At 71.9% G+C, this 18,612-nt stretch carries 22 protein-coding genes; 7 read left to right on the top strand and 15 right to left on the bottom strand.

Going from position 1 to position 18,612, the window contains the following annotated elements; genetic code table 11:
• The first annotated feature begins 92 nt into the window (after positions 1–92).
• A complete protein-coding gene (locus tag ACR2FV_RS11235) occupies positions 93–464 on the top strand; it encodes a VOC family protein (protein WP_434015784.1) in 372 nt (123 codons plus the stop codon).
• 96 nt (positions 465–560) lie between these two features.
• Here the strand turns inward: ACR2FV_RS11235 and ACR2FV_RS11230 are convergent, their stop codons facing one another.
• From ACR2FV_RS11230 to ACR2FV_RS11195, 8 genes are all read right to left on the bottom strand, one after another.
• Positions 561–1,538 carry a tetratricopeptide repeat protein gene (locus tag ACR2FV_RS11230; RefSeq protein WP_434015783.1) on the bottom strand — a complete coding sequence of 326 codons (978 nt, stop codon included), beginning with the start codon at positions 1,536–1,538 and terminating at the stop codon, positions 561–563.
• Positions 1,539–1,579: 41 nt separating this feature from the next.
• Positions 1,580–2,692, bottom strand: a complete 1,113-nt coding sequence (locus tag ACR2FV_RS11225; RefSeq protein WP_434015782.1) for a hypothetical protein — start codon at positions 2,690–2,692, stop codon at positions 1,580–1,582.
• A gap of 98 nt (positions 2,693–2,790) precedes the next feature.
• Positions 2,791–3,492, bottom strand: coding sequence for a class I SAM-dependent methyltransferase (locus tag ACR2FV_RS11220; RefSeq protein ID WP_434015781.1), 702 nt, complete (start codon positions 3,490–3,492; stop codon positions 2,791–2,793).
• Positions 3,493–3,499: 7 nt separating this feature from the next.
• A complete protein-coding gene (locus ACR2FV_RS11215) occupies positions 3,500–5,260 on the bottom strand; it encodes an acyl-CoA mutase large subunit family protein (protein ID WP_434015780.1) in 1,761 nt (586 codons plus the stop codon).
• 4 nt (positions 5,261–5,264) lie between these two features.
• On the bottom strand, positions 5,265–5,984 hold the full coding sequence (locus tag ACR2FV_RS11210) for a DUF1353 domain-containing protein (RefSeq protein WP_434015779.1): 720 nt from the start codon (positions 5,982–5,984) through the stop codon (positions 5,265–5,267).
• Positions 5,985–6,081: 97 nt separating this feature from the next.
• Entirely contained in the window at positions 6,082–6,468 is a 387-nt protein-coding gene (locus ACR2FV_RS11205) for a GNAT family N-acetyltransferase (RefSeq protein WP_434015778.1), read from the bottom strand.
• Positions 6,368–6,589, bottom strand: a complete 222-nt coding sequence (locus tag ACR2FV_RS11200; protein ID WP_434015777.1) for a hypothetical protein — start codon at positions 6,587–6,589, stop codon at positions 6,368–6,370. Before ACR2FV_RS11200 ends, ACR2FV_RS11205 begins: the two co-directional genes overlap by 101 nt.
• Positions 6,582–6,899 carry a thiamine-binding protein gene (locus ACR2FV_RS11195; protein WP_434015776.1) on the bottom strand — a complete coding sequence of 106 codons (318 nt, stop codon included), beginning with the start codon at positions 6,897–6,899 and terminating at the stop codon, positions 6,582–6,584. Before ACR2FV_RS11195 ends, ACR2FV_RS11200 begins: the two co-directional genes overlap by 8 nt.
• A gap of 74 nt (positions 6,900–6,973) precedes the next feature.
• Here ACR2FV_RS11195 and ACR2FV_RS11190 point away from each other — a divergent pair, with 74 nt between their 5' ends.
• Positions 6,974–7,261, top strand: coding sequence for a type II toxin-antitoxin system Phd/YefM family antitoxin (locus ACR2FV_RS11190; protein ID WP_434015775.1), 288 nt, complete (start codon positions 6,974–6,976; stop codon positions 7,259–7,261).
• Positions 7,262–7,271: 10 nt separating this feature from the next.
• Positions 7,272–7,655 (top strand): type II toxin-antitoxin system VapC family toxin, encoded by a 384-nt coding sequence (locus ACR2FV_RS11185; RefSeq protein ID WP_434015774.1) that lies wholly within the window; start codon positions 7,272–7,274, stop codon positions 7,653–7,655.
• A 33-nt stretch (positions 7,656–7,688) separates the two neighbouring features.
• On the opposite strand, the gene meaB is transcribed toward ACR2FV_RS11185, so the two are convergent.
• Genes meaB through ACR2FV_RS11170 form a run of 3 tightly spaced genes read right to left on the bottom strand, consistent with a single transcriptional unit; the run spans position 7,689 to position 11,560 of the window.
• Positions 7,689–8,654 carry a methylmalonyl Co-A mutase-associated GTPase MeaB gene (gene meaB, locus ACR2FV_RS11180; protein ID WP_434015773.1) on the bottom strand — a complete coding sequence of 322 codons (966 nt, stop codon included), beginning with the start codon at positions 8,652–8,654 and terminating at the stop codon, positions 7,689–7,691.
• Between the two features lie 12 nt (positions 8,655–8,666).
• Entirely contained in the window at positions 8,667–9,890 is a 1,224-nt protein-coding gene (locus ACR2FV_RS11175; RefSeq protein WP_434015772.1) for an acetyl-CoA C-acetyltransferase, read from the bottom strand.
• Positions 9,891–9,931: 41 nt separating this feature from the next.
• Complete coding sequence (locus tag ACR2FV_RS11170; protein ID WP_434015771.1) at positions 9,932–11,560, bottom strand: amidohydrolase; 1,629 nt, start codon at positions 11,558–11,560, stop codon at positions 9,932–9,934.
• On the opposite strand from ACR2FV_RS11170, the gene mce reads away from it, so the two are divergent.
• Both mce and ACR2FV_RS11160 read left to right on the top strand, forming a co-directional pair.
• Positions 11,559–12,008, top strand: a complete 450-nt coding sequence (gene mce / locus ACR2FV_RS11165; protein ID WP_434015770.1) for a methylmalonyl-CoA epimerase — start codon at positions 11,559–11,561, stop codon at positions 12,006–12,008. The genes ACR2FV_RS11170 and mce overlap by 2 nt on opposite strands.
• Complete coding sequence (locus tag ACR2FV_RS11160; protein WP_434015769.1) at positions 12,005–13,282, top strand: AI-2E family transporter; 1,278 nt, start codon at positions 12,005–12,007, stop codon at positions 13,280–13,282. Before mce ends, ACR2FV_RS11160 begins: the two co-directional genes overlap by 4 nt.
• 13 nt (positions 13,283–13,295) lie before the next feature.
• On the opposite strand, the gene ACR2FV_RS11155 is transcribed toward ACR2FV_RS11160, so the two are convergent.
• The 3 genes from ACR2FV_RS11155 to ACR2FV_RS11145 all read right to left on the bottom strand — a co-directional run bounded on the left by ACR2FV_RS11155 (position 13,296) and on the right by ACR2FV_RS11145 (position 16,069).
• Positions 13,296–14,033: an alpha/beta hydrolase gene (locus tag ACR2FV_RS11155; RefSeq protein ID WP_434015768.1), complete on the bottom strand. Its 738-nt coding sequence runs from the start codon at positions 14,031–14,033 to the stop codon at positions 13,296–13,298.
• A 45-nt stretch (positions 14,034–14,078) separates the two neighbouring features.
• Positions 14,079–14,321, bottom strand: a complete 243-nt coding sequence (locus tag ACR2FV_RS11150) for a hypothetical protein (RefSeq protein ID WP_434015767.1) — start codon at positions 14,319–14,321, stop codon at positions 14,079–14,081.
• Positions 14,322–14,404: 83 nt separating this feature from the next.
• On the bottom strand, positions 14,405–16,069 hold the full coding sequence (locus ACR2FV_RS11145) for a 3-hydroxyacyl-CoA dehydrogenase family protein (protein ID WP_434015766.1): 1,665 nt from the start codon (positions 16,067–16,069) through the stop codon (positions 14,405–14,407).
• A 52-nt stretch (positions 16,070–16,121) separates the two neighbouring features.
• Here ACR2FV_RS11145 and nucS point away from each other — a divergent pair, with 52 nt between their 5' ends.
• The gene (nucS, locus tag ACR2FV_RS11140; protein ID WP_434015793.1) at positions 16,122–16,817 is read left to right on the top strand and encodes an endonuclease NucS; all 696 of its coding nucleotides are present in this window, start codon (positions 16,122–16,124) and stop codon (positions 16,815–16,817) included.
• A 302-nt stretch (positions 16,818–17,119) separates the two neighbouring features.
• On the opposite strand, the gene ACR2FV_RS11135 is transcribed toward nucS, so the two are convergent.
• Positions 17,120–17,383, bottom strand: coding sequence for a hypothetical protein (locus ACR2FV_RS11135; protein WP_434015765.1), 264 nt, complete (start codon positions 17,381–17,383; stop codon positions 17,120–17,122).
• 218 nt (positions 17,384–17,601) lie between these two features.
• On the opposite strand from ACR2FV_RS11135, the gene ACR2FV_RS11130 reads away from it, so the two are divergent.
• On the top strand, positions 17,602–18,612 hold a 1,011-nt coding region (locus ACR2FV_RS11130; RefSeq protein ID WP_434015764.1), incomplete at its 3' end, for a gamma-glutamyltransferase.

The raw sequence follows: 18,612 nt of genomic DNA, 5'->3' as shown, positions 1-18,612 counted from the left end.
ACGAGTGACCCGGATCGTGCACCAGTGACCCGGATCGTGCACCAGTGGGCGATCCCTTGCCATCGGCCGCCGTCGAGCGAGACACTCCCGAGATGCAGATCAGACATCAGGTGGTGACCTTCGACGCTGCGGACCTGTCCGCCGAGAGCGCATTCTGGGCCGGCGTGCTCGAGGGCACGGTTGATGTGGACGACGACTGGCACATGGTGCTGGTCGACGGCGCGCCACGGGTCGGCGTGCAGCTGGCGCCCGGTCACGTACCACCGGACTGGCCCGACGGGACACCCCAACAGATTCACCTCGATCTGTGGGTCGAGGACTACTCTTCGGCCCACGAGGCGGTCACGGCTCTCGGCGCGACGCTGCTCCGAGAAGCGACCGGGGCGTCATCGGGGGACGACTTCGCCGTCTACGCCGACCCGGCAGGCCATCCGTTCTGCCTGTGCTGGCTCGTGAGCAGTTAGCCGGAGGTCCACACCGGTACCGGCGCCGACTGGTGCGACTACCTCACCGGCCAGATCGGTCACCTGCGTGATCCGGCCGGGCGAACGTACCGCGCCTCAGAACAGGGCGTTGGTCAGGGCACGGCGGGCGGTGGCCACGCGCGGATCCTGCGTGCCGACCACCTCGAAAAGTCGCAGCAGGTGCTCGCGGGCCTGGTTGCGCTCCTCGCCTGCGGTGACCCGCACAGTGTCGATCATCCGGGCGAACGCGTCCTCGACGTGTCCGCCGACCACGTCCAGATCGGCGGCGGCGATCTGCGCTGGCACGTCGCCGGGACGCTGGGCGGCGGCCTCGCGGGTCGCCGCAGGGTCCAGCCCCTGCGTCCGGGTCAGCAGCTCGACCTGCCCCAGCCCGAGTCGAGCGTCGGCGTCACTCGGGTCCTGAGCCAGGGCCTGCTCGTATGCAGTGCGCGCGGCATCGAGGTCACCGCGCTCGATCGCCTCGAACGCGCTCTGGTGCAGCGGCGGCAGCTCGTCCGGCGCCTCTTCGTCCGCCACCTCCTCCTCGTCCGCCCCGACGTCAGCCCGCCCGGTCACGCCGTTGGTGGCGGCCGCCTGGAGGAACTGGTCGAACAGCGGCTGCAGCTGCGCGATGTCCTGCACACCGAGGTAGAACGGCATCGGCTGCCCCTGGATCAGCCCGAGCACCACCGGCAGGGAGTCGATCTGGCCGAACGTCTGCTGCAGCACCGGGGTCAGCGCCTGCATGATGCCGGGGTTTGCGCCGAGGTCGACGCCCACGACGACGAAGCGGCCCTCGTAGTCCCGCGACAGCGCGGCGAGCGCCTCGGCGTGCTGCAGCGAGTCGGGGACCTGGGCGGTCCACAGCACCAGCACGGTCGGCACGGTGCTGCTGCCCTTGACCACGGCCTCGAACGAGGCATCAGTGGCCTGGGTCAGACCAGCATCGGACGCCGTGCCGGCGCCCGAAGTGGCAGGGCCCGCGCCGGGCCGGGCGGCTGCCGGAGCCTTGCCCAGGCCGGAGAGGTCGACGGCACCGCGCAGCGCGGCGTTGGAGAATGGTTGCTGGGTCATGGCCTCATTGTCCTTGATCTCGCGGGTGCTGCGGTCGCGGCTCAGCTGCCGGAGGCGCCGACGATCTGCTCCCGCGCCGCGATCAGCTCGGGGGGCCCATCCTGCGCGGGCAGCCGCATCGCCACGAAGACGAGCGTGTCCAGCGTGGCGCGATCGGTCAGCACTTCGTCGTCGTTGAATGTCGTGAACGTGTCGGGCGGGATGAGCTGGCTGCCGGCGCGGACGTCGAACACGGTCTCCCGGTCGAGCACCCCGAAGGTGATGCCGGTGCCGTCCTCCTGCACGAGCGTCCAGTAGTCGTCTTTGGTGAGCGAGTTGGTCTCCCGCAGGGTCGCCTGTGCCGCCACCTGCTGCGCCTGCTCGGTGGCGCTCTTGCGCACCAGGGGGGCGTAGCCGTTGGTGCGCACGTCCGGGGCGTCCGAGGGCGGATAGTCGATGTAGTCGGCCAGGCCGGTCAGGGCCGTACCCGGCGGGGTCACGAAGTCCCCTCCGCCGGAGCGCAGCACCGGACTGCCGACGCTGCGCCGGTCGAAGGTCCCCACCTCGGTCTCGGGGAGCATCGGCGCCGACCACATGATGCGGAAGCCGCCCCCCGTTGCCGGACGGCTGAGCAGGTGCAGCTCGGGCAGGTCGCCCTTCGGAGTGGTCTGTACCAGGATCAGCTCGGGGCTCTGCTCGTCGGCACGGCTGACGGCCAGCACGTTGGGCTCGACGGGATCGGCTTCCAGGTTGCGCTCCGGCGGCTCTCCGGCCACCGGCTCCAGCTGGTCCGCCGCGAGCGCGGCCTCGCGCGCTGCCCCCCGGTATGCGGTCACGATGCCCTGCCGGGCCGGCTCGCCGTCGACCTGCGTGGACTCTGCTGCGCGGGTGAGCAGGGTCCGGGCCAGGCCCTCGGCCTCCTCAAGGCTGATCACGCCCTCGCCGACCGGGGCTGCCGTGACCACGTCGTCGTCGGCCCCCGCGGTCGCCTCGCCGGTGTCCCCGGTGGCGGAGGCGGCGTCACCCGAGGTGCTCTGTGCCGGATCGCCGCCGGCGCTGGTGGCCTCGCCGGATGACGAGCCGGTCGACGCGCCATCGTCGGTGGAGTCGCTGCACGCGGTCAGGAGCAGGGTCGCGGACAGCGTGGCCACAGCCACCAGGCGCAGGGATTGCATAACGAAATGGTAAACAGGAGCGGCAGTATTGGTGAAACGTGCTGGTCGCAGGTTCACCGCAGGACCACCGCCGCCACGGCGAAGGGGCGTCGTGCGACTCAGTCCGCGGTCGGCCGGTGAGCCCGCAGCACGACCGAGACCCCCGGCATACGACCCACCGGCAGGTAGCGCTCCAGGCGCACGATCCCCCCGAGCACGACGTTGACGAGGCGGGACGGCTCGTCGAGGTCGCTGCCCGTGCTGCGCCGGCGGGCCAGGGCGACGGCCGGGCGCAGCAGCACCATCCAGGACCGCGCCGACTCCACCTCCAGCCCGGCCCGCGCCAGGAGGGCCAGCACCGAGGAGCGGGTGTAGCGCCGGACGTGTCCGACGGCCTCGTCGTGGGCGGACCACAACCGGGGGTCGACCGGCACGGTGACCACCAGTCGCCCACCGGGTCGCAGCACGCGGCGGATCTCAGCTGCAGCGGCCGCGTCGTCCTCGAGGTGCTCCAGCACGTCCAGTGCCGTGACCAGGTCGAGGCTCGCGTCGGCGAACGGCAGATGGCAGGCGTCCGCGCGCAGTGTGGGCAGACCGCGCTCCGCAGCGACCAGCGCACCGTCGCGGGAGTACTCCAGGGCAGCGGCCGACCAGCCGAGGCCGGTGAGCACCTGGGTGTTGCCGCCGCCCGCCGCGCCCACGTCCAGCGCCGACCCCGGGTCGAGGTCGGCCAGCAGCCGGGCCAGCACGGCCCGCCGCTCGCGGTACCACCAGTGGCGCTGCTCGAGCCGAACCAGGGTCGCGATCTCGGTCGGGTCCATCTGGCGCCTAGAAGCGGGCCGGCTCGCGGTAGCCGCCCCACTCCCCGCGCAGCGCGTCGCAGATCTCGCCCAGCGTGGCCTCCGCCCGCACCGCCTCGAGCATCGCCGGGATCATGTTGTCCGCCGTCCGGGACACTTCGACCATCGCCTGCAGCGCGCCCCGCACTCCGGCATCGTCGCGCTGCTCGCGCCGCGTTCCGAGGGCGCTGACCTGATCGCGCTCCACCTCGTGGCTGACCCGCAGGATCTCCAGCTCGTGGCTGACCGACTCGGTGTGACAGTTGACCCCGACGATCTTCTTCTCTCCCTTTTCCAGCGCGAGCTGGTACTGGAACGCAGACTCCGCGATCTCGGCCGAGAACCACCCGTCCTCGATCCCACGCAGGATGCCGGAGGTCATCGGGCCGACCTCGTGCTCGACCTCGCCGTCCTCGCCGGTCGCCCGACCCGACTCGCCCATCGCCCTGATCGTGGCGAAGATCTTCTCGGCCTGCGCCTCGATCTGGTCGGTGAGCGCCTCGACATACCAGGACCCACCGAGCGGGTCGGCGACGTTGCCCACCCCCGTCTCCTCCATCAGCACCTGCTGGGTGCGCAGCGCGACCTCGGCGGACTGCTCGGTCGGCAGCGCGAGGGTCTCGTCCAGGGCGTTGGTATGCAGTGAGTTCGTCCCGCCCAGCACCGCAGCGAGGGCCTCGACGGCGGTGCGCACGACGTTGTTGAGTGGCTGCTGGGCGGTCAGCGAGACCCCGGCGGTCTGGGTGTGGAAGCGCAGCCAGAGCGCCTTCTCGTCGGTGGCGCCGTAGACGTCGCGCATCCACCGCGCCCAGATCCGGCGGGCGGCGCGGAACTTGGCGATCTCCTCGAAGAAGTCCAGGTGGGAGTCGAAGAAGAAGGACAGCCCCGGCGCGAAGACGTTGACGTCCAGCCCCCGGGACTGGCCGAGCTCGACATACCCGAAGCCGTCGGCGAGGGTGAAGGCGAGCTCCTGCGCGGCCGTGGATCCGGCCTCGCGGATGTGGTAGCCGGAGACGGACAGCGGCTTGTAGGCCGGGATGGTCGAGGACGTGTACTCCATCAGGTCGCCGATCAGGCGCAGGTGCGGCTCAGGCGGGAAGAGCCACTCCTTCTGCGCGATGTACTCCTTGAAGATGTCGGTCTGCAGGGTGCCGTTGAGGGTGGTGATGTCGACACCCTGCCGCTCGGCGGCCACGAGATACATGCAGAACACCGGCACCGCCGGCCCGCTGATCGTCATCGAGGTGGTGACGTCGGACAGCGCGATGTCGGAGAACAGCAGGTCCATGTCGGTGGCCGAGTCGATGGCTACCCCACAGTGGCCGACCTCGCCGGGACATCGCGGGTCGTCGGAGTCCAGGCCCATCAGCGTGGGCATGTCGAAGGCGACCGAGAGGCCGCCGCCGCCCCTGGCCAGGATCATCTTGTAGCGCTCGTTGGTCTGCGTGGCGTTGCCGAAGCCGGCGAACTGGCGGATCGTCCAGGACCGGCCGCGGTAGCCGGTCGGGTAGAGCCCTCGGGTGTAGGGGAACTCGCCGGGCCAGCCGATCCGCTCCATCCGCTCGTCGCTCGCCTCGGCCTGCGGTGCCGGACCGTAGACCGGCTCGACCTGCATACCGGACAGGGTGGTGAAGTCGGCGTCGCGGACCCGACCGGCGGCGACCGCCTGGTCGTAGCGCGCCTGCCACGCGGCCCGCCCGGACGGGGTGGTCGAGCGATCGCTCTGCTGGTCAACAACACTGTCGGACATGACCTCACCGTACCCGTCGACCGCTGACCAGTCGCTCGAGGCCGAGGTAGACCAGGTAGAGCGCCAGCAGCACCACGGTGACGTGCAGCAGGAACGCCAGGGCGACTCCCACGATCACCCCGGCGGGCCACTGGGAGCCCCACGTGGCAGCCAGGGCACTGGGGATGACCAGCGCGAAGAACGCGCCTCCCGCCAGCTCCTCCGGCCAGGGTCGCTGACCCATCCAGGGCAGCACGTCCCACACGTCGAGGAAGTCCAGCGTGGCCAGGCCGCCCAGGATGCTCACCACCCCGACCAGGAGGATCAGGGCGAGGCGGTCGACCAGCCGCCGCCCGTCCCACATCGTGGCGCAGGTGACCGCCGACCACATCAGCCAGGCCCGTACCTTGCCGGTGCCCAGGCCGATCATGGCCTCGCGGAAGATCAGGTCGGCCTCTGCCCGATCCACCGGCGGACCGAGGTAGTCCTGCTCGTCGACCAGCGCGTCGTGCACCACGGCTGCGGGCAGGAAGTCGCCGATCCTGGGCACCAGCCAGGTGAACACCCGGGGCACCGAGGCCAGGTCGGTGGAGAACGTCTCCAGGTCGGCCGGCACCACGAACGGCTCGTCGTAACGCTTCGAGCGGTAGCCGATCCGCCGCAGCAGGCTGAAGTCGCGCCCGTCGACGCTGAGCAGCTCCAGTCGAAGTGACCCGCCGTCTTCGGCGTCGAAGAACTCACCCATGGGTCCACCCTGGCAGGCACCCGCCCGCCCGGCCAGCGACGGCCACCCCCCGGTCCAGCAACGGCTCCCCGGTCTCTTGGCCTCTGCAGTCGTGTCGTCAGGGCACGTCGTGCTGGTCGGCCGTCTCGGCACCGTCCGCGGCGAAGCCGTGCCGCTGATAGAAGCGGATGGCTCGCTCGTTGCCCGTGGCCACCCATAGGTATGCCGGTCCGTCGCCGAGCACCTCGGCCATCAGTCGCTGCGCCAGACCGGTCCCCTGGTGCTCGGGCACCAGGTTGATCGCCCACAGCTGGTATGCCGTCGGCGCGTCCTCGTCGCGGGCGGGCCCGACGCAGATGAAGCCGACGATGCCGTCCTCCCGATCCTCCGGGACCCGCGCCGTGTCACCGGCCTCCAGCGCCCAGGCACCGTCGACCCCCGTCAGCCGCTGCCGCCAGCCGCTGCCGCCAGCCGCGGGCGAACCGCTCGGGCGACAGCGCGGCATACGTCTGCGCACTCATCGACCCGGCATACGTCTCCTGCCAGACGCGGCAGTGCACCCGGCCCAGCGCCTCGGCGTCCAGCGGCACCGGTGGCCGCACGACATACGGCGAGCGCTCAGCCATCGGAGTCCCGGAGGCGCTCCTCCACCCGGTCGACCTTGGAGGTCAGCTGTCCGGTGTAGCCGGGGCGCAGGTCGGCCTTGAGCACCAGGCCCACCCGGTCGGAATGCTGCGCCACGACGTCGCAGGCGTCCTTGATGACGGTCATGCACTCGTCCCATTCGCCCTCGATGGTCGAGAACATCGAGGTCGTCTCGTGCGGCAGGCCGGAGGCCCGCACCACGCGGACGGCGTCGGCGACGGCCCGGCTCACCGAGCCGTCGGAGTCGGAGTCGGCCGAGCCGGACGGGGAGATCGAGAAGGCGAAGAGCATGACGTCACGGTACGCCTCAGGCGTTCGGCATCACCGCAATGACCGGTGGTGGCGGACTGGACTAGACTTAGTCCATGGAGACCTTGAACGTGCACGCAGCCAAGACGCACCTGTCCCGGCTGCTCGATCGCGTGGAGGCGGGTGAGGAGATCGTCATCGCCCGCAACAACCGCCCGGTCGCGCGCCTGGTCGCCTACGCCGGAGAGCCGATCCGGTCACCCGGGCGGCTGCGCGGTCTGCTGCAGATCGCCGAGGACTTCGACGACCCCCTGCCCGATGACCTCATGGAGGCGTTCGAGGACGTGACTGCCCCCCACCGGCCGGAGGGCGGGGATCACGCAACGCCACCCGAGCAGATCTGAGGCAGTGCAGGTGTCGCTGCTCCTGGACACCCACGTCTTCCTGTGGTGGCTCGCGGACCACCCACGACTCTCTCGCGAGGCGAGGACGGCGATCGGCGACGGGTCGGCCCGAGTGTTCGTCAGCGCCGCCACGCTCTGGGAGGCCGAGATCAAGGCTGCCCTCGGACGCCTCCACCCTGCCGCGGTCGACCTGGCCGCCGAGGTGGCGGCGAATGGCTTCACGGAGCTGGCCGTCACCGGCCGGTACACCCGGACCGCCGCGCTGCTGCCTGCGCACCACACTGACCCCTTCGACCGCATGCTGGTCGCCCAGGCGCAGACCGACGGCCTGCGCCTGGTTACCGCAGACCGCACCCTTCAGCGCTACGACGTACCGCTCCTGCTCTCGAGCTGAGCCAGCCGTAGGAGCGCTGGCGCCGTCCGGGGCTCAGGTGAGCTCGGTCAGGACTCGGTCCGCGGCGGTATACGGGTCCAGGGTGCCCTCGACCACCTGATCGGCGACCTCGGGCAGCGAGGAGCCGCGGCTCAGGTCGCCCATCCGGCTGCGCAGCCGGGCCAGCACGATGGCCTCGACCTCGCGGGCAGCGCGTCGAGCACGTCGCTCGCGCAGCTCGCCGGTCTCCTGCAGCCGCGCCCAGTGCTTGTCCAGCCCCTCCAATGCCTCATCGGCACCCTCGCCCCGGTCGGCCATCGTCTTGACCACCGGCGGGCGCCACAGCCCCGGCTCGGTGCGGTCGCCGAGGCTGATCATGTGCCGCAGCTCGCGCACGGTGGCATCGGCGCCGTCGCGGTCGGCCTTGTTGACCACGAAGACGTCGCCCACCTCCAGGATGCCGGCCTTGGCCGCCTGCACGCCGTCGCCCATGCCCGGGGCCAGCAGCACCACCGTGGTGTCAGCCAGCGCGGCGATCTCGATCTCGCTCTGCCCCACGCCCACGGTCTCCACGACGATCACGTCGCACCCGGCGCCGTCCAGCACCCGCAGCGCCTGCGGCGTCGCCCAGGCCAGCCCGCCCAGGTGGCCACGCGTGGCCATGGAACGGATGTAGACCTCGGGGTCCAGCACGTGATCGCCCATCCGGATCCGGTCGCCCAGCAGCGCCCCGCCGGAGAACGGCGAGGTCGGGTCGACGGCCAGCACCCCCACCCGCAGCCCGCGCTCGCGGAACGCGCGCACCAGCATCGTCGTGGTCGTGGACTTGCCCACCCCGGGGCTGCCGGTCAGCCCGATGATCCAGGCCCGGCCGGTATGCGGTGCCAGCGCCGCCATGACGTCACGCAGGGCGGGGTCGGCGTTCTCGACCAGGCTGATCAGCCGGGCCACCGCACGGGGGGCACCCGAACGGGCCGACTCGACCAGGGTGGGGACGTCGACGTCACGGCGGGATCGCACGCGGCTCCGGCCTCAGGACCCGGCGGGGACGCGCACGATCAGGGCGTCACCCTGGCCGCCGCCGCCGCACAGAGCGGCGGCACCAACCCCGCCGCCCCGGCGAGCCAGCTCCAGGGCCAGATGCAGCGTGATCCGGGCCCCCGACATACCGATCGGGTGGCCGAGCGCGATGGCGCCGCCGTCGACGTTGACCCGCTCCGGGTCCAGCTCGAGCTGCTCGATCGAGGCCAGTCCGACGGCCGCGAACGCCTCGTTGATCTCGACCAGGTCCAGGTCCGCCGGCTCGATGTCCTCCTTGGCGCAGGCCGCCGCGATGGCCCGGGCCGGCTGGCTCTGCAGCGTCGAGTCCGGGCCGGCCACGACCCCGTGCGCGCCGATCTGGGCCAGCCACTCCAGCCCCAGCTCCTGCGCCTTGGCCTTGCTCATCACGACGACGGCACACGCACCGTCGCTGATCGGCGAGGCGGACCCGGCAGTGATCGTGCCGTCCTTGCGGAAGGCCGGGCGCAGCTTGCCCAGCGACTCCGCGGTGGTGTCCGGGCGGATGCCCTCGTCGGCGCTCACCGGCACCGGGTCGCCCTTGCGCTGCGGCACCGGCACCGGCGTCACCTCGGCGTCGAACCGGCCCTCCTGCGCTGCGGCCGCAGCCCGATGGTGGCTGCGGGCCGCGAAGGTGTCCTGCTCCTCCCGGGTGAAGTGCGAGGCAGCCTCACCCTGACCTGCCTGCGGGTCGTTGGCGTCTTCGGTCAGCGCCCCCATCGCCACGTCGGTGAAGACGTCCCACAGGCCGTCCAGGGCCATGTGGTCGCGCATCGTCACGTCGCCGTACTTGTAGCCCGCGCGGGTCTTGGGCAGCAGGTGCGGCGCATTGGTCATCGACTCCATGCCCCCGGCCACCACGATCTCGAACTCACCGGCCCGGATCAGCTGGTCGGCCAGTGCGATGGCGTCGATTCCGGACAGACACACCTTGTTGATCGTCAACGCCGGCACGGTCATCGGGATGCCGCCCTTGACCGCCGCCTGCCGGGCCGGGATCTGGCCCTCCCCGGCGGTCAGCACCTGACCCATGATCACGTAGTCGACCTGGTCACCGCTGACCCCTGAGCGCTCCAACGCGGCCGCGATGGCCACCCCGCCCAGGTCGGTGCCGGACAGGTCCTTCAGCGAGCCAAGCAGCCGTCCCATCGGCGTGCGGGCTCCGGCCACGATGACGGACGGGCTGGCGGTAGACATGACGGATCTCCTCTGCGAACGACGGTGTCGGTCCGGTCACTCTAACCGTCCAGCGCACCGGCCAGCGGGCCGCTCAGCCGGCCAGCCACGACCGTCCCGGCGACCGGCATCCCGAGCAGTCCGGCCGCCTGCGCGGCACTGTCCCCGGGCGCGAGCGGATCGGCGTCGATCAGCACGAGGTCGCCACGCGCCCCGGGCCGCAGCCGCTGTCCGTCGACCGACGCCGCGAGCGCCTGGTGCGCGCTCAGCGCCTGCTCGGGGTGCCACGCCGCCGCGTGGACGGGCCCCCGGTGGACCGCCGTGGCCATGCTCAGCCACGGGTCCAGCGGTGCCACCGGCGCGTCGGAGCCGAGCACGACGGGTATGCCGTGGGCCAGCAGCCCGGCCACGACGAACGTCCGCTCGGTCCGGTCCGGCCAGCACTGCTCGGTGACCGAGCGGTCGTCCAGCAGGTGGGCGGGCTGCACGCTGGCCCGCACCGGCAGCCGGGACCAGCGCGGCAGGTCGGCGGGACGCAGCAGCTGGGCGTGCTCGATGCTGCCCTGTGCCCCGGTCGCCGCAAAGACGTCAAGGGCCGCGGCCACCGCCGCGTCGCCCAGGGCATGCAGCGCCGTGCTCAGACCGCGGGCATGGGCCAGCCCGACCAGCTCGCGCATCTGCTCCGGGGTGACGTTGGCCCGCCCCGACGGGGCCGCGAGGGCGGCGCCGTCGGCATACGGCTCGCAGCACCAGGCCGTGCGGGTGTTGAGCGAGCCGTCCGAGATGATCTTCAGCGGCCCCTGGGTGACCAGCCCGTCCGTCCCCGGCACGGCATCCCCGTCGGCGCGCCCGGTGGCCAGGATCTCGGCCAGCCGGCCCGGATAGACCCCGGCGCGCACCCGCCACGGCCCGACCCCCACGGCATACCGGGCGGGCCACTGCTCCCAGCTGCCGCCGAACTCCAGGTCCACAATGCCGACCACGCCCAGGCTTCGGGCGTGCCACACCGCCTGGGCGATCGCCTGCTCCGCCTCCTGCGCCGCGCCGGGCAGGCAGTCGAGCAGGGCATAGATCGCAAACCACTCGTCCTCCTCGACGATGCCGTCGCGCAGCGGCACCCCGAGCCGGATCAGGGCAGCGGAGTTGAGCCAGCCGTGATGGCCGTCACCGCTGATCAACACCACGGGCGCCGACCCGGTGACGGCGTCGAGCTCGGCCACGTTGGGCTGCCGCTCCCACTGCGCCGACCGGTGCCCCCAGGCGGTCAGCACCCCGGTGGGGGTGCGCGCTCCCCCATCGCGCAGCGTGCGGACGACCAGGTCGAGCAGCTCCTGGGGTGAGCGGACAGCGGAGGTGTCGAGCCGGGTCAGTCCCAGGGCCGACTGGGTGAGGTGGACGTGCTGGTCCCAGAGGCCGGGGACCACCCACCGACCCTCCGCCGCCACCCGAGGCACCCCGGGTGGGGCGTCCAGCCCCCGCCCGACCTCGGCGACCACACCGTCGCGGACCAGCAGGTCCACCGGGTCGCCCGGGCCCGCCGACGGTGGCTCGCGTTCGGCTGACTCACCAAGCGGCACCACGCGGGCACCGCGCACCAGCAGGTCGTCCATGGCCGCACCGTATGCCGTGCCGGTCTCGGTTGCCGTGTCAGGGTGTCCCGCCGCCCGCCGGGTGAGTACGCTGCGAAGCATGACCGGACCGGGGGGCGAGCTCGTCACCCTCGCCGTCGCCGTCGACCACGTCGGACTCGCCGTGGCCGACCTCGACGCGGCCATCCGCTGGCACGCCGACATGCTCGGCCTGCAGGTGGTGCACGAGGAGACCAACGAGGAGCAGGGCGTGCGCGAGGCCATGCTGGCTGCCCCCGGCGCTCCGCCAGGATCGGCGCAGGTCCAGCTTCTGGCGCCGCTGCGGCCCGACTCCGCCATCGCGCGCTTCCTGGACCGATCCGGACCGGGTCTGCAGCAGCTGGCCTACCGGGTGCGCGACGTCGACGTCGCCGGCGAGACGCTGCGGGCCCGGGGCGTGCGGCTGCTCTACGACACCGCCCGCCGGGGCACCGGCGGGAGCAGGATCAACTTCGTGCACCCCAAGGACGCCGGCGGGGTGCTGGTCGAGCTGGTCGAACCACCCCGATGAGCGCACACGAGGACTCCGATCCCCCGGTGCGTCGGCTGCGAGTGCCCAGTCGGCTCAACCCTGTCACCGTGCCCCGGGTCGGGGCCCGGGCGGTGCAGCGCTGGCAGGACTACCGGGAGCGCCAGCTGGAGCTGCTGGCCGAGAGCAACGAGCTGCGGCGGGAGATGTGGGAGCGCCCGCAGCCGCGGCCCGCTGCCCCGCCGGAGACCGCGCCCACCGGACCATCACAGCGCTTGGTCGCGCTGAGCTCCCCCTTCTTCATCGGCTTCGTCGGGGCGCTCGGCGTGTTGACCGCGATCTTCCTGGCCGGCAACCTGTCGCGGCTGTCCGCCGTGCTGACCGTGCTGGCGATGGCGCTGTTCCTGACGCTGGTGCTCAACCCCATCGTCGAGGTCTTCACCCGGCGCGGGATGCGGCGGCAGATGGGCGTGCTGATCGTGTTCAGCGGGCTGATCGCGGTCTTCGCGGCCCTGGGCTACCTGGTCGCCCCACCCGTGGTCGAGCAGACCACGACCTTGGTCGAGCGCACCCCGCGCTATCTGGAGGACCTGGCGGGCGCCTCGTGGGCCACCCAGCTCAATGCGCAGTTCGACATCTCGCAGCGGATGACCACCGAGTTCGACGCGCGGATGAGCGACAACGCCTTCGTCTCCACCGTCTTCGGCGGCGTGCTGGGTGCGGCCGGGTGGGTCGCCGGTGGCGTTGTGGGCTTCCTGACCACGCTCATTCTCACGCTCTACCTGCTGGCCACACTGCCCTCCGTCAAGGACGGCGCCTACAAGCTGGTGCCGGCCAGCAGGCGGCCCCGGGTCATCGCCCTCGCCGAGGAGATCATGCGCCGGGTGGGCTCCTACGCCCTCGGGCAGATCTCGGTCGCCTCGATCAACGCGTTCTGCACCTGGGTGCTGCTGGAGGTGCTGGGTCTGCCCTACCCGGTGGTCCTGGCCGTGCTCGTCGGCTTCCTGGGGCTCATCCCCATGATCGGCGCCATCCTGGGCGCTGTGATCGTCGCCTCGGTCGCGCTGGCCCAGGACCCCACGCTGGCGCTGGTGGTCGTCATCTACTACGTGGTCTATCAGCAGATCGAGAACTACGTCATCGTGCCGCGCATCATGGCCCGCACGGTCTCGGTGCCCGGCGCGGTGACCGTGACGTCGGTGCTGATCGGGGGCACCCTGCTCGGGGTGCTCGGGGCGCTGGTGGCGATCCCGATCGCGGCCGGGCTGCTGCTGCTCTACGAGGAGGTCGTGGTGCCGCGCCAGTCGCGGCTCTGAGGCAGGGTCGCGCTCAGCCGTCGTGCCCCACGACCAGCGACTCCTCGACCTCCCAGGTGAGCGCCTCGTGGTCGGGGACGACGGTGCGCACGATCTCCTCCAACGCGCGCCGCACGAAGGTCTCCCCCACCCACAGGTGCTTGGCCCCGTCGACGCCGACGATCTGCGCCTGCTCCAGCGGGGCGAACCGGCGCCGCGCCTCCTGCGGCCGCAGGTAGTCGTCGAGCTCGGGCACCAGGGCCAGCACCGGCTTGCCGGTCTGCGCCCAGTGCCGCAAGTGCTCCTCTCGGGCGAACCGCAGCGGCGGGCTGAGCAGGATCGCCCCCTCGATCGCCGGGTCGGCGCCGTGCATCAGCGCCAGGTCGGTGCCGAACGACCAGCCCAGCAGCCAGGGACGCGCCAGCTCGTGGAAGTCCGCGAACTCGATGGCCGCCGCGACGTCGAAACGCTCGCCGTCGGCCTCGTCGAAGGCCCCCTCGCTGGTGCCGCGCGGCGAGCTCGTCCCCCGCGTGTTGAACCGCAGCACGGCCAGGTCGGCCAGGGCCGGCAGCCGGTAGGACGCCTTCTTGAGCACGTGGCTGTCCATGAACCCGCCGTGCGTGGGCAGCGGGTGCAAAGTGACCAGCGTCGCGACCGGCTCGCGGTCCGCGGGCAGGGCCAGCTCACCGACCAGCGTGAGCCCGTCGGCGGTATGCAGCTCGATCTCCTCACGCCGCGCCGCCAGCACGGTGTTGGCTCGGATCGACTCCATGGCCGCTCACCCTAGTCCTCGTCCAGTCCCCTGGTGGGCGCAGGCTCAGGCGAAGGAGCCACCCGGGCGGCGGCGGTCGCGGGCGGCCCAGCAGGCGGTGTGCCAGTGTCGCCGGTTGTCCAGACCCTGCATCGCGTCCTGCGGCCAGACGACGGTATGCGGGGGCGCGGCGCTGACCTGCTGCTGGCAGCCGGGGCAGCGGAACTCGCGCCCGGAGTCCGAGCCGCGGACCTGACGCACTGACCAGACCTGACCGGCATACGTCACCGAGGTCGTGCCGACCGGCATCGCGCCGGCCCGCGGACCGGCTGCCCCGGCGCTGCCCGGACCTCGGGGTCGACCCCCTCGGCGCGGCCGGTTGGACCGGGGCATCAGCCCGTGAACGGCCGATCGAGCAGCACGTGCTCCACCAACAACGGCGAGGGCACCAGATGTGCCTGGAACCCGTCGGTGCCGGTCAGCAGCTCCTCGCACACAGCGAGCACCTCATCGGCGCCGATGCGGTCGATCATCGCGAAGGGCCCCATCGGATAGCCCAGGCCGTACTGGATCGCGGTGTCGACGTCGGCGACCGAGGCGTAGCCCTGCTCGCACATCCGCACCGCGTCATTCAGGTGCGGCACCAGCAGTGCGTCGACGACCAGGCCGGTCCGGTCGCGGCAGACCACCGGCTCCGCACCCATGGCGGTGACGACGGCGCGCAAGGTGTCCACGGTCACCGTCGAGGTGGCGACGGTGCGGCCGATCTCGATGACCTGACCGTTGCCCGTGGGCGCATGCATCCGCAGCACGGCGCTCTCCTCGGGCCGGCCGGAGCGCGCCGCGAGGGCGGCCGCGGAGTAGCTGTTGGCCGTGGCGAGCACGGTCCCCGGCGCGGTCACCTCGCCGAGCCGGGCGAACAGCTCGTCGGCGTCGCTGCCCTGGCCCGCAACGTCACCCGTGTCGCCCGCCACCTCTTCCTGAGCCTCTTCCTTGGCCTCGATGACCAGCCCGACATCGGCCAGCGGCTCCAGGTCACTCGGGTCGTCGGCGTGCGTCACGGCATACCCACCCTCGGTGAGGCGAGCGACCAGCTCATCGGCGAGGGCGCCCGTGCCGACGACCCCGACGGCCCGCAGCTCGCGCGGTTCTCCGGGCGCCGGCGTGTCGTCGTCGGCGACGACCTGAGCGCCGCCGGCCTTGGCGTAGGTGTAGAAGCCGCGTCCGCTCTTGCGGCCCGTCCGCCCGCACGTCACCAGCTGCTGCAGCATCGCGCTGGGGGCGTGCAACGGGCTGCGGCTGTGGGTGTAGATGACCTCGCCGATGTGGTCGCAGACATCGAGACCGATCAGGTCCATCAGGGTCAGCGGCCCCATCGGCAGCCCGGCGCCGACCCGCATCGCCGTGTCCAGGTCCTCCCGGCTGACGTGCCCGTGCTCCAGCATCCGCATCGCGGAGTTGAGATAGCCGAACAGCAGGTAGTTGGCCACGAAGCCGGCGCGGTCACCGACGACCACGGGCTTCTTGCCCAGCCGTTGCGCGACATCGGCGACGCTCGCGGTCACCTCGGGATCGGTGCCCAGGGTGGTGATCACCTCGACCAGCTTGAGCACTGGGGCGGGGTTGAAGAAGTGCATCCCGACGACCCGCCCGGGGTGTGCCGTGGTCGCGGCGATCTGGGTGATCGACAGGCTGGAGGTGTTGCTGGCCAGCACGGCGTCGGGGCGCACGATGCCGTCCAGCTCCCCGAAGACGGCGCGCTTCAGGTCGATCGTCTCCGGGACCGCCTCGACCACCAGGTGGGCGGGGGCGAGGTCGGCCATCTGCGTACTGATCGTGATCCGGTCCAGGATCTGCTGCTGCCCGGCCTTGTCGAGCTTGCCCTTGGCGACCGCGCGGTCGGTGGAGCCCTGCAGGATGGCCCGGCCGCGATCGGCATACGGGGTGGTCGTCTCGACACCGATCACGGTGCACCCGCCCCGGGCGAAGACCTCGACGATCCCGGCACCCATGGTGCCCAGACCGATCACGCCGACGGTGTTGATCTCACTAGCCATGCCGCGATCCTCTCACCGCTTCACGCAGTTGGCCCGGCTAGGGTATGCCGTCGTGCGGGTGGTGATCGCGAGGTGCAGCGTCGAGTACCAGGGGGCCCTGCAGGCCCACCTGCCGCTGGCGACCCGGCTGTTGATGGTCAAGGCCGACGGCTCGGTGCTGGTGCACTCCGACGGCGGCTCCTACAAGCCGCTGAACTGGATGGCGCCGCCCTGCTCGATGGCCGAGCTCACTCCGGAGCCTGCCGAGACCGACGAGGGCGTCGTGTCGGTGTGGCTGGTGCGGCACGGCAAGCGGGAGGACACGCTGCGGATCCGACTGCACGAGGTGCTCAGCGACACCGCGCACGACCTGGGCATCGACCCCGGGCTGGTCAAGGACGGCGTGGAGTCCCAGCTGCAGGCGCTGCTCGCGGAGCACATCGAGACTCTGGGCCGGGGGTGGAGTCTGCTGCGCCGGGAGTTCCCCACGGCGATCGGGCCGGTCGACATCATGTGCCGGGATGACGTCGGCGCCACGGTCGCCGTGGAGATCAAGCGGCGCGGTGACGTCGACGGGGTCGAGCAGCTCACCCGCTATCTGGAGCTGCTGAACCGCGACCCGCACCTGGCCCCGGTCAGCGGCATCTTCGCCGCCCAGGTGATCCGGCCGCAGGCGCGCACCCTGGCCACCGACCGGGGCATCCGCTGCGTCACTCTCGACTACGAGGCGCTGCGCGGGGTCGACGACGCCGAGCACCGGCTGTTCTGAGGCTGCTGTGCAGACCCCCGGGCGATCGATCGAAGCCACCGCTGCGTCTCGCAGGGTCTGCGCAGGTGCACCACCGGCACGCCGTCCGGATCGGCCGCCCACGCCCGGATGCGCCGGCGCTTGCGCGCGAAGGACCGGAAGTGCCACACCAGGATCGAGTCCCGGAGAGCGCTTGGCTCCAGGTTTCCACGTTGCCGTTGCACATGGACTCCTGGTTGCGCAGCCGACGCGCTGTGCGCCGCAGCAGCAGGTGAGCGAGACCCAACGGGGGTAGTCCAAAGCCACCATCACCTGCGCCCGGCTCAGCACCACGTCGCGCCAGTGACCGTATGCCGTGTCGAGCACCCACTGCATGCCGTGTCGAGCACCCACTGCTGCTCGGCACAGATCCGCGCGGCGATCCCACGCTGATCTGGCACGGGGCGCTCCGTCCATCCCGGAAGCCAGCCGATCTCCTCGTCGGCCAGGTGACACGGCAGGCCGAGGACGTCGGCGATCTGCAGCGCCAGGGTGCTCTTGCCCGAGCCGGTGACCCCGTAGACCAGAACTCGCTGTGGACTGGACACGCGCCCATGATGCCGGAGCGCGGCCCCATGCCGCAGAGATGAGGAGTTGCCGCCCTGTGGTGCATTCGGTGCCGAGTGTCACCGTATGCAACGGGATTGGCGCGCCAGGCGGTGAACTCAGCGCCGAGTGTCACCTTGCGCACCGGCTGTGCCGGCGGGCTGAGGTCCTGGCCGATCGATCGGGGCGAGGGGTCCCGGCGATGCGGCACAATCGCGGCATGACCCGTCAGGCCGCGATTGCCGCGCCCAACCCGATCTCCACCCAAGCCGGACAGGTGGCGCTGGCGCACGGTGGCAACGCCGTCGACGCCGCCCTGGCGGCCATGATCGTCGCCTCGGTCACCGAGCCCGGACTGATCAGCCCGCTGGGTGGTTGCTACGTCAACGTCTGGCCGACGAGCGGCGACCCTGTCGTGGTCGACGGCAACGTGGAGATGCCGGGGCGCGGCGCACCGCGCGAGCGGTTCGGTCAGGGACTGATCGAGTGCACCACCACCTACGGGGGCGGGCTGACGACCTACGCGGGGCCCGGCTCGGTCGCCACACCGGGGATGTTCGCCGCGATGGGCTGGGTGCACGAGCACCACGGACGGGCCCCGTGGGCCGAGCTGTTCGACCCCGCGGTGCGAGCGGTGGCCCAGGGCTTCCCGGTCAGCCAGACGGCGGCCAGCTACAGCGCCCTGGTCTCTGACAACATCTTCGGGTGGGACCCGGTGACCCGCCGCGTCTACACCGACGACGGGTCGGGTCTGCCGGGCGGGCACATCGTCACCGACCCCGACCTGGCGCGCACCCTGGAGCAGATCGGCGCCGAGGGGGCCGCGACGGCATACACGGGGGACCTGGCGCGCAGCATCGTCGCCGACATGGACGAGCGGGGTGGCCTGGTCACGCTGGCCGACCTCGCGGCATACCGCCCGGTGGTGCGACTTGCCCTGCACACCCACCTGGGCGACTGGGACCTGGCCTGCAACCCGCCGCCGGCGATCGGCGGGCCGGTGCTGACCGCGATGCTGCGCCTGCTCGCCGACGCCGACCGGCCGGTGACACCGGGGGTCACGGCCGACGTCATGCGCCGGGTGCTGGACCTGCGGCTGCAGCGCGTCGACATCGCCCCCGACCTGGAGGCCGCAGGCGTCTCGCTGCTGCGCGACATCAGGGGCATGGGTGGTCTGGGACTGCCCACCTCGGCCTCCACCGCGCACGTCTCGGTGGCTGCCAGCGACGGG

The sequence above is a fragment of the Ornithinimicrobium sp. genome, assembly GCF_051004135.1.
In the GTDB taxonomy this organism is placed as follows: Bacteria; Actinomycetota; Actinomycetes; order Actinomycetales; family Dermatophilaceae; genus Ornithinicoccus.
This window is presented reverse-complemented; position numbering and strand designations above follow the sequence as displayed.